Consider the following 13658-nt stretch of genomic DNA (forward strand, 5'->3'; position numbering starts at 1 on the left):
AGGGGTTTTATTAGCTCCCCCTCATCTTGACGCTGGCGCCGGCTGCTCCAAAGTCTTGGGCATGGCTCGGGGAACTATCAAAGTTGGCGACGAGGTCGCAGTCACGGCGATTGTGCGCGGCCGCGTGACGCCCGATCGCATAAGCGTGACGATCCCCTCCTACGACTTCCCGCATTCTGTTGTCGATTCGACTTCGAAGGCTGTAATTGGCCAGCATATGGAATTGATCGGCCCTGTCACACGCATCGACGGGGACAAGGTAACCGTCAGCCTCCGGCCATTGGTGACTGTCGACGCCGAGCACGTGCGCCTGGTCGAAAGCCACGTGGCGCTTCCGCGAGCGCGAAAAAGGCCGCTCGTTGACAAAGTTTAACTTGCCTGCCCACCCAAGGAACGGCCAGTGAAACTTTACCCATCACATCGGCTCTGGTCGCCTCCCGCTAGCTGCCGGCGCGTTGCGATATCGGCGCAGTAGACGGGTTGGCATTTTCCGAACTTTCCGCCATGTCGTCGCGATGACGTTGACGAAGGCGCTTCAGCAGATCGCGTGAGGCTTGAATCGCCCTGCGCGATTGATCCATGTTCTGGCGAAACGTGGCGCGTTCCTCCATGGACTTCTGCCACTTCAGCAAGGTGGCCGTAGTCGCAGTAGCGGCTTGAGCGATTTCTATGGGCGTTGCAACCATCGCATCCTCCCAAAAAGGCAATGGTAAACGCAATCTCTATAGGCCCAACGAAGCCCTTTCTTCAATCAAAAACGACCATACGGCATACGGCAAAATGGCTATTCGGCGGGCCGCTCGACGGCGGCTTCGTCGACCTCGGCTTCCATCTCGTCTTTGACGGTCTTGGTCTTACCAAAACCAGCCATCGCCACACCGTCAAAGCCCTGCAGCCACGCATCGGCATGTTCCTGCCAGTAAGCTGGCGCCTCACGCTCCTTGCCATCCTTGCGCGCTTGGGCGCCGTACATCCAGGCGTAGGTGGCGCGCTATTTCTTAGGCACGGCCATTTCCATCATCCTCCCAGAAATCCAGCAGCCTTGCGTGCCGCAGCTTCTCATCGCCTTTTCCTAAGAAAGGAGAGGGTCTGTGGACAGCTGTGGCTCTATCCGGCTGTAAGTTGCCAGACCGCTACGCTGGCGAGGGCAAGGCCCGCTGCGCCTTCGATTGCTCGCGATATGGTATCGAACAGCCGTGGCCTGCTGTCGAAAAAATGCACCAGGCGCTCCCGAAACAAGATCGACAGTACCGCCACGCTGGACAGCGTTAGGGCCACGCCCACCATCATGGTGATTGCGAACAGAATTCCAGCTCCCGGCACCCCTCTGGAAATCGCGAAGGTCATGACAAAAAGGGTCGGCGGGCACGGAATCAAACCGGCCATGACTCCAACGGCTCGCCCTCATGCTTGTGATGGTGGCCGTGGCTCACCGAACGCCAAAGCATCCAGACGCCGATCAGCCCGAGCAGACCGCGACTCACACCCTCAAGCAGTGGTGCGCGTCCAACGCTGCCCAATGCAATCGAGACGAGCGGCAGGGAGAATACGGCGATCAGCACCGCTGTCGCCACGTGAGTGAAGGACAGCGTAATCGACACCAGGAGGCCGCGCGAAACCTTCGCATCCGAACCTGCAAGGTAAGTCGCCAAGACAGCCTTACTGTGGCCGGGCGTCAGAGCATGTGCCGCACCGAACAGGAGGCCCATCGGCAGAAAGGCAAGGAACGCAAGCCAATCACCGCCAACTGACAGCAGCTTTATCTGATCTGCGAGCGCCAGGTATATGGAGCGCTGAAATTCGACAAGCGCCTGGAACATCAGCCGAGACCGGCAAAAGCGAGTGGTTTCCGGCAGTTGTCAGTGCTGGTGGCCGTGATGTTCGCCCTGATCATGAGAGTGCGGATGCTCGTGCTCACCTTGGTCGGTCGAAAACCGGATGTTGGCAGCTGCGAGCGCCGGCATGTGTTCGAACAGTTCGTTCTCCAGCGCCGCCGTGATCTTGTTTGCCTCTGAGAGAGGCAAGGTTCCGTCGGCTGCAATAGCGATGTCGGCATGCAACTTGTGGCCAATCCAGCGGGCCTTGGCGTCGACAACGCGAGCACCCTGCACATGCGCAGCGGCATGCTGAATTTCGGCCATCACGCCCGGCTCGACGCCGTCGAGCATGCGGGTGAGCACTGAGCGCGCCGATTGCCAGACGATACCGAATATAGCGACCGTGATGAGAAGCCCGATGATCGGGTCGGCCAGTGGAAATCCGAGCCAGACGCCCATGGCGCCGATGACCACTGCAAGGCTGGTAAGCCCGTCGGTGCGGGCATGGTAGCCGTCGGCGACGAGCGCCGCACTGTTGATTTCCCTGCCGATACGGATGCGAAACACCGCGACGGCCTCATTCCCGAGGAAGCCGACAATGCCCGCCGCGGTCAGCCAACCGAGATGAGTCACTGCCTGCGGACTGACCAGGCGCTCGATAGCCTGGTACCCGGCGACGATGGCGCTGAACAGAATGATCAGCACGATAATGATACCGGCCAGATCCTCTACCCTGCCAAGGCCGTAGCTGAAGGTCCGTGACGGCTTGCGTCGTGCCAGCATGAATGCGATCCAGAGCGGAATGGCGGTTGTGGCGTCGCCTATGTTGTGGATCGTATCGGCCAACAGCGCCACGCTGCGTGACACCAACACCACGGCCATCTGCAATGCCGCCGTCATGGCCAAGATGACGAACGACCATTTGATGGCCCAGATGCCGCGGTCAGTGGTTGCAATCGTTGCGTCGATGACCCCGTGCGTATGGCCGTGCGAGCCATCGTCATGAGCATGCGCGTCATGATCATGTGACCCGAAGCCGAACCAATCCAAGACGCGTGCGCCGATACTGGTCATAGGTATTTCGCCAGTTGCTTGAGCTCTGCCAGCGAGTTGCCTCCCGCTTCCGTGTCGATCAGACAATGTTCGATATGATCGTGGATCAGTTCTCGCTTTGCGCTGCTGATGGCGCTCTCCACTGCATGGAGTTGCTGCGCCAGGTCCAGGCAGGATCGCTGCGCCTCGAACATGCCAAGCACGGATGCAAGATGCCCCTGTGCGCGCTTTAAGCGCTTCACGATAGCCGGATGAGAACTATGGATGCCTTCGGACATGCCCACCGGTATCCCCCCAGGGAGGATGCGTCAAGTATGATGTGAGCGCAGATCGGCTCTTGATCAGCCACCCCGCAGAGCGTGTATCCATGGCGCTGAATGGTTCCGGAAATTGGAATCTGGGCTTGAAAGGGCTGGCCCCTGTGCAATACAGGAACCAGCCATTAAACCTACCAACTCAATGAACCGTCCAACTTTATGGGGTCAGTTCACGACCGGGCCTTTCTTTGCGTGGTGAAACTGAAGAAGCCCGTCGGTCGGATCAGCGGGCTTTGTGATGGATGGCCCGCGCCTGCTTCCGAGGCTGCGCGGGCCGACCATGACGAGTGAGGGACGCATCTTGGTCACCGGCCGGACCGCTGAAGAACGAGCCGGGTGTGACCGAACTGCCTTGGAGCGGGAATGTTCCCGGCTGACGCAAAAAGCCCGCCAGCATGAGCCGGCGGGCAATCGATCTGGAGTAGCTGGACTCATCCAGCATAGTTCAACGACGGCGGAAGGTTCGGTAGCAACCCGCGCTCGTCGCTCCCCAAGGATCCAGGGAGCGGCGAGTTGTTGCCCTGCGAGCGCGACACAGAAACTTCGCCGCGTGAAAGGACGGCGTGGAGCGCGCAAGCTCTGCAACAAGCTGCCAGCGCTCTGGGAGGTCTGTCCGCTTTTCGGATTGCCAGTGCCAGTCCAGACCAGCACCCTGCCTGGTGAGCGTAATCCCGCAATTGCCTGCGCTTAAGGCGGCGTAGGGCCGCCCATTGGGCGAGACTGGACTTCTAGACTGGAAGCCACCAATTCCTGCACCGCTTCGGGAACGGCCAACGGCACCATCTGCGCCGGATAGGGGCCGTCGATCCAGCCGTTCGCGGAGCGCTCGCTATCAGTTTGGCCGTTCAGGCTAGCCATTCGCGCCACTTCGCAGAAAGCCTCCCGGTTGGGCCTTATGCGGCACGTCCCAACCGAAATAAACCATGGCCGGCTAGGACGACGTCTTGAGAAACTGTTGCTCTCTCGTCGGCGTCTTCGAAAACGCTGTGATTATCGCCTCGAGCGATACATTCAAGGCGTTGGAAAAGGTCCTGCCCCTCTGCCAAATCGCCACGTAGTGATAGAGCGCGGACGGTTCCACTGGCCTTACTCCCAGCTGAAACGCCGCGTACTCACGTGCGATGATCTCGTTTGTGATCGAAATGCCCAGGCCAGCCGAAACGTATCCGGCTTCGTGACCGTTGCAATCGAATTCCACCAGTATGTCCGGCTCAACGCCGGCGAAGCGCAAGGCATTGAAGTTCATCTGGTGGGCGGCAAACTGGGGATCGATATCGACGATCGTTTCGCCTGCCAGGTCTTGCGCCTCAATACAGGTCTGTTTTGAAAAGCGGTGGTCGGGATGAAAAATGCATACGTTTCGTGCCGACCCAAGCGGCGCCCATTCAAACAAGCCTGGATCCAGAGGCAGTCTCGAAATTCCAAGATCGGCGCGGCCGGCCAGGATGTGTTCGCCGATCTGCTCGTAGCTTCCAGAAATCGACCGGACATTCGAAGCGGTCTTTGAGCGGATAATCGCCACGACCTTGGGCAAGGTCACGAAACCGAAAACAGAGGGCGCGGCAATCGCAATCCGCTGCTTTTCCTCGTTCTTCATAGCGAAGATCGACGCGTCCAGGCGATCCAGCGACGTCAGGGCCAGTTCTACGTTTCGCAGGAGTTCCCAGGCTTCCTGCAAGGGGACGATGCGGTTGGCTGATCTCTTGAAGAGTGTGATGCCGAGCGTGGTCTCAAGCTGCTTCACATGTTGACTGACGGCCGGCTGGCTTATCCCGAGCGCAGCCGCCGCCCGCCTAGTCGAACCGGCCCGCAACACTTCCCGGAAGACCTTCAGCTGACGGAGCTTGAGACGATTTCACCGGTGAACTCGTTCGAGGCGGACTTCTTGAAGGTGCCGATGGTAGCCATTGTAAGTCTCCATTTTCTGTTCCCGAGCCCGCACCATGCGGCCTCGATGGCGATCACTTGGCCGGAGGCGAGCGACGACGCATCGCTTGCGACCGGAGCAACGCGGAGGACGGCGCAGGAACGACTTTCTTGTCTCGCGAGGAATGGCGGTGCTCGGGGTCCCCATGCCCTTGCGGCATGGGGTGGGAGCCGGCAGGGGAAGAAAGTAGAGACGCGCCGTTGCGGCCTAGGCGGTCGAGGCTTCAGCCGTCCTTCGGCCAGATCAGCCCATTGAAGAGGCCGTTTGGAGCGCTCTTGGGACAGATTGGCAACGGAGACGTTGGCGAACAACGCGCCTCCAGCAGATCGTTGCGAGTTCACTGGCGTCGTCCACGCATTCCAAACGCCGGGAACCCCACGCACCTCCAGCGCGGCAGTCACCGGCCGCGCTGCCGTCCTGCCACCGATTGGTCGGCCTGCCATGCGGCATCGACCGAAGAATGTCCAAGTCCACAGACGGGGCCGCGCCGGCACGTGGCCGTTGCTCGATCTATGGCATGCATCCCGAGTGCTCCAACCACCGATGACAAGGAGGCCAAGCCTTCATCGCTCTGGTCCACCCGCCTCGCTCGCGCGGGTTTAAGCTCGAACCATGTCCCTACCGGATTGGTCGGCGGCGGCCATGCCCGCGACCCGCAGATATGCCGTGACGCCGACGGCGATCGCGCCAATGACGGAAAAGACGACCTGCCAGACTTCCGAAGGCATCATGTGCTTCGCGATGCCATGAGTGGCATGGTATCCGGCAACGATCGCGGGAGCGACGAGGACCATCGCGATCGCCAGCTTTGCCCACATTGGCCTGATAACGCAGAGGAGGATTTGGCCGACGCCGAGTGTCAACCCGGCTGCGAGGATGGCGACAAGGATCGCGCCAAGCCAGCCGGTACCGGTGTTGAATGCCCATGTACTTGCGTTGACGCCGACGAACAAAGGGAGGGCGACGATAGCAAGCGTGAAGAGCAACCAGCACAAGATGCCGATGGCCGCGATGCAAAGGAGAATGCCGAGGATGATCATGGTGGTGTCTCCGAGAGAATGACTCTGGTGATTGCGCCTTCCACCACCACCTGGCGCAGTGCACAGCATAGCAAGGGAAAAGCGCGGGCGAAACCCGCCGGTGTTCTTGCATCGCCAAGCGCGATGTCCGCCCCGTCATGGGGTGAATGGGTCAATTTCGCCGATGATGGCTGTGTCGTCGCCGTCATACTCGTTCGCCGGGACGATCGAGAGAGTGCCGTCGCCAGCACGAAAGATGACGATGGTGACCATGAGAGTGGCGGCGAGGCTGAAGGCGAAGGCATGTGCGTCGGCGAAGGACATCGATCCGGCTCCTGTTTGAAGCGGAGGACCCTCCCCCGCTGACAGGCGCCCGATGTGTTCGGCCGATGGCCGCAATCACCGCGAAGGTGAAGCCGGAGCGGCGGCACGCTTCGCGTAGTCCGACCCCTTGCGGGTTGATGGCGTCAGGCCGTCGGCCGGACCAAGGATCAGCGCAATGGATCGCGGGGTGTGGTCATCTTCAAGTCAGGAGCAGCGGGCGTTGTTGGCGCGACGCCCGTGCTACAGGAGAGCCTGAGCAAGCTGTCGCGCGATGTGGCGGGCGTCGAGCGAGAAACCGGGCGGCCATGATCGCGATGGGTCCCGTTGGAAGCCGCCACGCTGAAAATGAGGATGAAGCTGGGCGATGACGCTGTGCACTCGCGGTGGCAGGCCCAATCCAGCTCGTTCGGCGTAAAGAGCCGCTTTGCCGAGATCGTGCCCGAAATGGCGGCGGTTCCAAGGATCGCCGGTCGCAACTCTGAGAAGATGTAGACTTCAGGAGCAATTCAATGGCGATGGCGACGGCGTGAAGGACCGCATTGATTGCGGCGGCGCTTATGCGCCGCCGTTGCCTAGCCGATAGACCGGGATACCGAGCTTGCGAGCCTTGTCCGCCAGGTTCTCCTGAATGCCGCTGCCCGGAAAGACGATGACGCCGATCGGCATGACCGCCAACATCTGGTCGTTGCGCTTGAAGGGAGCGGCCTTGGCATGTTTGCTCCAGTCGGGCTTGAAGGCGACCTGCTGCACCTTGCGATGATCGGCCCAGCGGGCGGCGATCTTTTCGGCGCCTTTCGGTGATCCGCCGTGCATCAGCACCATGTCGGGGTGCTTGGCGCGGATTTGGTCGAGCTTTGCCCAGATCAGCTCGTGATCGGCCGTATCGCCGCCGGAGAAGGCGATCTTGGGGCCGGCGGGTAACATGATTTCGGTTTCCGCGCGCCGCCTGGCCGTGAGGAAGTCGCGGCTATCGATCAATGCGGCGGTGAGATGGTGGTGCTTGACCATCGACCCCGTGCGCGGTCGCCAGGCCGAGCCGGTGTGCTGATCGTAGTGATCGGCGGCCTGGTCACGCATGAGCTCGAAGGCGTCGCGCCGTTCGATCATGGTCTGGCCCTGGGCGGTGAGTGTCTCGAGTTCAACCGCCTTGATCTCGCTGCCGTCCTGTTCGCGCTGCAGGCGGCGCTGGGCCTGCTCGTTGTCGTCCAGTTGCCGCTCGATCCGTTGTACAGCTCGGTGGAAGACATTGGTGACGGACCAGAGGAGGTCATCGAGGTCGGGTTCGAGGCGCGTGTCGCTCAGGGTGGCGATGAGGGCGTCAAAGATGTCGGCGACGGCTCCGGCCGCGTGGTCGCCACCAGGGAGCGGTCGCGGATCGGGCTCGTCGGCAAATGGGCGCCAGCCATAGAGCTGGAGTTCGGTGAGGATGTGATCGGTCGGAGAAGCGGCGTGGTGCGGTTCGGTGTCGTCGTGCTCGCTCATGGGGATGCTCCCGTCGGTTTGACCGCGACCCTCGCGGCCTTCATGGCGACGAGAGCCCACGGGCGGGACGGTCCGACACCCGCAGCGTAGCGGAGGGCCGGAGCGTAGCGGAGGATGGCGGCGGCCGGCTATTTTGCCTCGCGATGGAAAGGCGTCGCGACCAATCGCTGCCATTCGCGAGCAGTCGCGCGCCGCGGAAAATAGTCGGCCCCCGCCATTGCCTGGCCGGCCCGATTGTGGGCCGATCGCCCTCTCGAAGGCCGGGTCGCGGTTCCCTACCGGCGGGCTCCCATCCATGCGATGCGGCCACACCGTGCGCCGCGCGCTTCCCTTCCCGCCTCACGCCGCCCGTGTCAGATAGCGGATGCGATCCCTGCGCATGAGCTGGTCCGCAATCGAGGCGCGGAAGGTGGCAAGTCCGAAATGGCGGAGATCTTCGTTAAAATCCTCCATGAACGGCGAAAGAACGATCGCCTCGATCCCGGCGTCGATCGCGCGCTCGAGCAGGCTGTCGCGGGCACCGTCACCGGCCGGATCTTTGTCGCGGATGACATAGAGCCGCTGCAGGTTCGGCGGGAACAGGATGGCGGCGAGATGAGCCGCCGAGAGAGCCGCCGCCATCGCCATGTCGGGCAAGGCGCATCTGAGCGACAGCGTCGTCTCGATGCCTTCGCCTGCCGCCATGACGCTGCCAGGTACGCCGAAGCGGACGGCGTGACCGAGGAGGTTACCCATTGCCCGACGCGGCGTGTCGACGAGTGCCTTGCCGACGCCGTCCGGTGCGAGCCAGGTGCGGTGCGCGCCGGTCAGATGTCCATCGAGATCGGTGACAGCAGCGATCATCGCCGGCAAGGTCCTGGTCGGTCCATGATCGTCTGGCCGGTAGTAGCAGTGTGGATGGAACTGCAAGGCTGTGGTTCCGTGCAAAGTCGTAATGCTACGTCCACGCAAATACGTTTCCACGAGGGTGCCGATAATGGGCTTCGACATGGCGACCAGTCGGCGAGCCGCTTCCGGAGAGCCAATGGGGACCTGCGTGATCGGCTCGGCCGGTCGGGGTGGCATGGCATCTGGCATAGCGAGAAACACGCGCGCCTCGTCGGCGACGTCCCGGAAATTGACCAGTCCGAGGGATTCGCGGATGACATCGAGCAGGTCGCCATGCTCGCCGGTAGCGGCGTCGGTCCATTTGCCTGGAGGTCCCTTCGGGGATGGCTGCAGACGCACGAACATCGAGCGGCCCGGCGCATTGCGGACGTCGCCGACAGTCCAATAGTTGCCCTGGCGACGGCCATTGGAGAGGTAGTGGCGGCACACCGCCTCGGCATATGCGCCGAGGCGGTGTGCCAGGTCGCATGCAGCGTGAGGCGGACTCATGCAGCCTCCCGCTCACTGACCCGATCGATTGGGAAGTGGTCGAGCACGCGCTCCAGCACGGCGAGCCCGTTGGCGTCGATCGGCACGAACATCCTGAGCTTCCACGAAATGATCTCGTGGAAGAGACCGTACGCGGTGAGGCGCTCGCGCATCGCGTCGGTGAAGCCGGACAATTCGATGCGCCATGCGCCCATGACGCGGCTGCGGCGAAGCTGGAGATCCTCGGCAAGATCGAGGATGGTCCGGCCGTCCATCAGAACCGCAAACGCCTGCTCCGGCGACAGCACCACCACGTTCGTCGCAGAGGCCTTGGCGGCCCATGCCGGCGAGACGCGGCGGCCGATGAGGCGCTCGCCCTCGTCGGTCTGAAGTCGATAAACGCGGGTCGACTCGTTGGGCAGGCGCTTCCAGATCGGTAGCAGCAGGCCGGTGACCATGTGCAAGACCGAGTCCGAAAACTCCGGCACCCCGGCGATTTCGGCCGTCCAGGCAGATATGAACGCCTCGCGGTCGGCCTCGATCCAGCGTGTTTCGCCCATAGCCTTGAGCGGCATGTTCTGGCCTTCCATCGGCCGGATCAGGCGGACACGTCGCTCGACCTCGCCATCGTCGAGCATGACGCTGGGGGTGGGGATCTGCACGGCGGCGCGGCCCGATTGCTCGTTGATGAGCAGTAAGGCACGCGGATCGCGGAGATGAACGAGCGCCGCATTGAGCGTGACGGGCCGATTGCGCTTGCGTTCGGTGATCGTGAGCAGGCGGCTTTCGGCGCCAGTGCGCGGATGGGTGTAGATCACCTGCCGATCGGTGACGACGAAGTTTTCGGCCTGCAGCGTCTCCAGCCCGGCGTCGTAGGTGCCTGACGCGATCGCGCCCTCGATGCGCGCCGCCAGCAGTTGCTCGAAGGCACCGAACAGCACGCCCTGCAGCGCAATGGTCAGTGCGAGCAGGCGATTGAGGAAGGTGGTGATCGGCGGCAACTCGTCCTTGATGCCATTGGCATCCATCAGCTTGAGACCCGTCGCCGCCTCGAAACGGTCGAGCGAGCAGCCCTCGACCTTGCCGCGTACGATCAGCAGATAGAGTTGCCGTAGCGCATCGCGGGCATGGTGGCTTTCCAGATTGTCCTCTGGCCGGAACAGGCCCTGGCCGCCGGTCTGGCGCTGGCCGCGCGTGATTGCGCCTAGCGTATCGAGCCTTCGCGCGATCGTCGAGAGGAAGCGCTTTTCCGCCTTCACATTGGTCGAGATCGGCCGGAAGAGCGGCGGCTGCGCCTGATTGGTGCGATGCGTGCGGCCCAGGCCCTGAATGGCGGTGTCGGCTTTCCAGCCGGCTTCGAGCAGATAATGCACACGCAGCCGCGTGTTCCGGGCCGACAGTTCGGCGTGGTAGCTCCTCCCCGTTCCGCCCGCGTCCGAAAAAACCAGAACGCGCTTCTGGTCATCCATGAAGGCCTGCGTCTCGGCGAGGTTGGCTGACCCGGCACGGTTTTCAACGACAAGGCGCTCGCCCTTCCGGACAATGCGGCGCGAGCGACCGGTGACCTCGGCCACGATGTCCACCCCGAAATGCTGGACGATCTGGTCGAGCGCGCCGGGGACAGGCGTCAAGCTGGCGAGTTTGGCGATCAACTCGTCGCGCCGGGCGACCGCCTCGCGGCTCTCGACGGGCTGGCCATCGCGGTAGACCGGGCGCGACGACAGATTGCCCTCGCTGTCGGTGTACGGCTCGTAGAGCTGCACGGGGAAGGAATGGGCTAGGTAGTCAAGGACATATTCGCGGGGCGTGATGTCGACGCGAACGTCGTTCCATTCCTCGGTCGGAAGTTCGGCCAGCCGCCGTTCCATGAGCGCCTCGCCCGTCGAGACGATCTGGACAACGGCCGCATGGCCCTCCTCCAGATCGTGGGTGATGGAGCGGACCAGGGTCGGTGTCTTCATGCTGGTCAACAAATGACCGAAGAAGCGCTGCTTGGCGCTTTCAAAGGCGCTGCGCGCGGCCGACTTGGCCTGGGCATTGAGCGTACCGGTGCTGCCGGTGATGTTGGCCGCCTGCATCGCCGCATCGAGATTGTTATGGATGACGCCGAAGGCCCCAGCGTACGCGTCATAGATGCGGACCTGTTCGGGCGTCAGCTCATGCTCGAGCAGTTCGTATTCGACGCCGTTGAAAGAGAGGGAGCGGGCGGTGTAGAGGCCGAGTGCCCTGAGGTCGCGTGCCAGCACTTCCATCGCCGCCACGCCGCCGGCCTCGATCGCCTCGACGAACTCGGCGCGGGTCGAGAATGGAAAATGCTCGCCGCCCCAGAGGCCGAGCCGCTGGGCATAGGCGAGATTGTGGACGGTGGTCGCGCCAGTCGCCGACACATAGACGATGCGGGCGTTCGGCAGGGCGTGCTGTAGCCTCAGGCCGGCACGGCCTTGATGGGAGGGAGCGGCGTCGCCGCGTTCGCCCTTGCCGCCACCGGCGTTTTGCATGGCGTGCGCCTCGTCGAAAATGATGACCCCATCGAAATCCGGACCCAACCATTCGACGATTTGTTTGACCCGCGAAACCTTCTCGCCGCGATCGTCGGAGCGTAGCGTGGCATAGGTGGTGAACAGGATGCCTTCCGCCAGCGTGACCGGCCTGCCCTGCGGGAAGCGGGAGAGCGGGGTGACCAGCAAGCGCTCCATGCCGAGCGCGGACCAGTCGCGCCGCGCATCCTCGATCAGCTTGTCGGACTTGGAGATCCAGACCGCCTTACGACGGCCCTGCATCCAATTGTCTAGGATTACGGCGGCGGATTCCCGGCCTTTGCCCACCCCAGTGCCGTCGCCGATCATGAAGCCTTGCCGGAAGCGCACGGCCCCCGCCGCGTCATCGGCCGCGGCGCTAACCATGTCAAAGGTCTCGTCGAGCGTCCAGGCGCCGGCGAGATACTCGGCGTGAGCCTCGCCCGCATAGATGACGGTCTCGAGCTGCGCGTCCGAGAGCAGGTCAAGGACGTTCTTCGGTAGGCGCGGCCGGTAGCCCGGCTTGGGTGGCGCTACCGAGGCCATGGCCGCCGATTGAACGAGCTTGGTGGGGTGAGCCCGCGAGCCGGGAATGCGGATCGCCTGAAGCCCGTAGGCCTCATAGATGGCGTCGCTGATCTTGCCGTTCTCGGCGGCCTGCCAGTCGACAGCCTCATAGGCGAGGTCGATAGCTTCCGGTTCGGCGATCGACATGCGTGGCGTGGTACTCGCCGAGCGTGTGAGATAGCCGTGCACTTTGCGGGCCGCGGCGACCGCCGATGTCGCGCTGGGAAGGGCGGCCATCACGACCGGCGGCCGCGCGGGAAGGCGCTCCTCAATCCACGTGAGGAGCGTTGCCGCATCCGGAGCGATGCCGGGAGCATCCGGGAAGAGCGAGGGATCGTCCGCCGGCACCCTGTCGATGACGGTGAGGCGCGTCGGGAAGGTCGTGCCGTGCTTGGCATAGACCGAGCCATCGATGGCGGCGGAGAAGACCATGCGACCACGCTCCTGCAGGCGAGTGAAGGCGGCGGTCCAGGTCGGATGGTCGGGCGCGAAGTTCGCACCGGTGATCGTCACCAGCCGCCCGCCGGGCGCAAGGCGCGACAGCGCCGAGGCGATGTGCCGCCAGGCCGCGTCGGCCATGCGGCCCTCGACATTGGCCATGACCGAAAAGGGCGGGTTCATCAGCACCACGCTCGGCACGGCGCCGGGATCGAGATGGTCGTCGATTTGGGCGGCGTCGAAGCGGCTGGCGGAGACGCCCGGAAAGAGACACGAGAGAAGTGCCGCGCGCGTCTCGGCAAGCTCGTTGAGGATGAGCGAGGCGCCGGCTATCTCGGCCAGGATGGCGAGCAGCCCGGTGCCGGCGGAAGGCTCCAGCACACGGTCGCCGGGCGTGATGGCGGCGGCCGTTGCGGCGACCAGGCCGAGCGGAATCGGCGTCGAGAACTGCTGGAAGGTCTGTGCTTCTTCGGACCGGCGCGTATGCGTCGGCATCAGCCCTGCGATCTTCGACAAAGCGGACAGCCGTGCAGCCGGAGATTCGGCTTTGCGGGAGAGCGCCTTTCCGTACTTGCGGAGGAAAAGGACCGTTGCGGCCTCGCAGGCATCGTAGGCCTGCTTCCAGTCCCAGGCGCCGGCGGCGTCGGAGGCGCCGAATGCGGCTTCCATCGCCGAGCGGAGCTTTGTCGCGTCGATGCACTCGCCGCGTTCGAGACGGGGAAGCAGCAGGCCGGCGGCGGCGAAGATAGCGCCGGCAGCACGGGTTTGGGCGAGCGGGAGCGGCGCGGCGGTTGGAACCGCCGCGGCGGGCGAGATCATGTACATGGTGTGAACCTCGGGAG

General features: G+C 63.3%; 10 protein-coding genes and 1 pseudogene. All 11 read right to left on the reverse strand.

Annotation, left to right across the window (positions count from 1 at the left end; all coding sequences use genetic code 11):
• Positions 1-440: 440 nt before the first annotated feature.
• The gene (locus NLY43_RS02870) at positions 441-686 is read right to left on the reverse strand and encodes a hypothetical protein (RefSeq protein WP_023723634.1); all 246 of its coding nucleotides are present in this window, start codon (positions 684-686) and stop codon (positions 441-443) included.
• Positions 687-784: 98 nt separating this feature from the next.
• Complete coding sequence (locus NLY43_RS02875; RefSeq protein WP_023699951.1) at positions 785-973, reverse strand: hypothetical protein; 189 nt, start codon at positions 971-973, stop codon at positions 785-787.
• A 134-nt stretch (positions 974-1107) separates the two neighbouring features.
• Positions 1108-1820, reverse strand: a pseudogene (locus NLY43_RS32680) (HoxN/HupN/NixA family nickel/cobalt transporter).
• A 39-nt stretch (positions 1821-1859) separates the two neighbouring features.
• Entirely contained in the window at positions 1860-2891 is a 1032-nt protein-coding gene (locus tag NLY43_RS02885; RefSeq protein WP_023694080.1) for a cation diffusion facilitator family transporter, read from the reverse strand.
• Positions 2888-3148: a metal-sensing transcriptional repressor gene (locus tag NLY43_RS02890; protein ID WP_023684828.1), complete on the reverse strand. Its 261-nt coding sequence runs from the start codon at positions 3146-3148 to the stop codon at positions 2888-2890. Before NLY43_RS02890 ends, NLY43_RS02885 begins: the two co-directional genes overlap by 4 nt.
• 970 nt (positions 3149-4118) lie before the next feature.
• Positions 4119-5021 carry a LysR family transcriptional regulator gene (locus tag NLY43_RS02895; RefSeq protein ID WP_050590340.1) on the reverse strand — a complete coding sequence of 301 codons (903 nt, stop codon included), beginning with the start codon at positions 5019-5021 and terminating at the stop codon, positions 4119-4121.
• Positions 5022-5713: 692 nt separating this feature from the next.
• Complete coding sequence (locus NLY43_RS02900; protein ID WP_023713789.1) at positions 5714-6154, reverse strand: hypothetical protein; 441 nt, start codon at positions 6152-6154, stop codon at positions 5714-5716.
• A gap of 135 nt (positions 6155-6289) precedes the next feature.
• Positions 6290-6457, reverse strand: coding sequence for a hypothetical protein (locus NLY43_RS02905; RefSeq protein ID WP_023713790.1), 168 nt, complete (start codon positions 6455-6457; stop codon positions 6290-6292).
• A gap of 555 nt (positions 6458-7012) precedes the next feature.
• The gene (locus NLY43_RS02910; protein WP_023713792.1) at positions 7013-7939 is read right to left on the reverse strand and encodes a DUF2493 domain-containing protein; all 927 of its coding nucleotides are present in this window, start codon (positions 7937-7939) and stop codon (positions 7013-7015) included.
• A gap of 339 nt (positions 7940-8278) precedes the next feature.
• On the reverse strand, positions 8279-9316 hold the full coding sequence (locus tag NLY43_RS02915; RefSeq protein ID WP_023713793.1) for a DUF7146 domain-containing protein: 1038 nt from the start codon (positions 9314-9316) through the stop codon (positions 8279-8281).
• Complete coding sequence (locus NLY43_RS02920; protein WP_023713794.1) at positions 9313-13641, reverse strand: strawberry notch family protein; 4329 nt, start codon at positions 13639-13641, stop codon at positions 9313-9315. The genes NLY43_RS02915 and NLY43_RS02920 overlap by 4 nt, the downstream gene beginning before the upstream one ends.
• Positions 13642-13658 lie beyond the last annotated feature (17 nt).

It is taken from the genome of Mesorhizobium sp. C416B (assembly GCF_030323165.1).
In the GTDB taxonomy this organism is placed as follows: Bacteria; Pseudomonadota; Alphaproteobacteria; order Rhizobiales; family Rhizobiaceae; genus Mesorhizobium.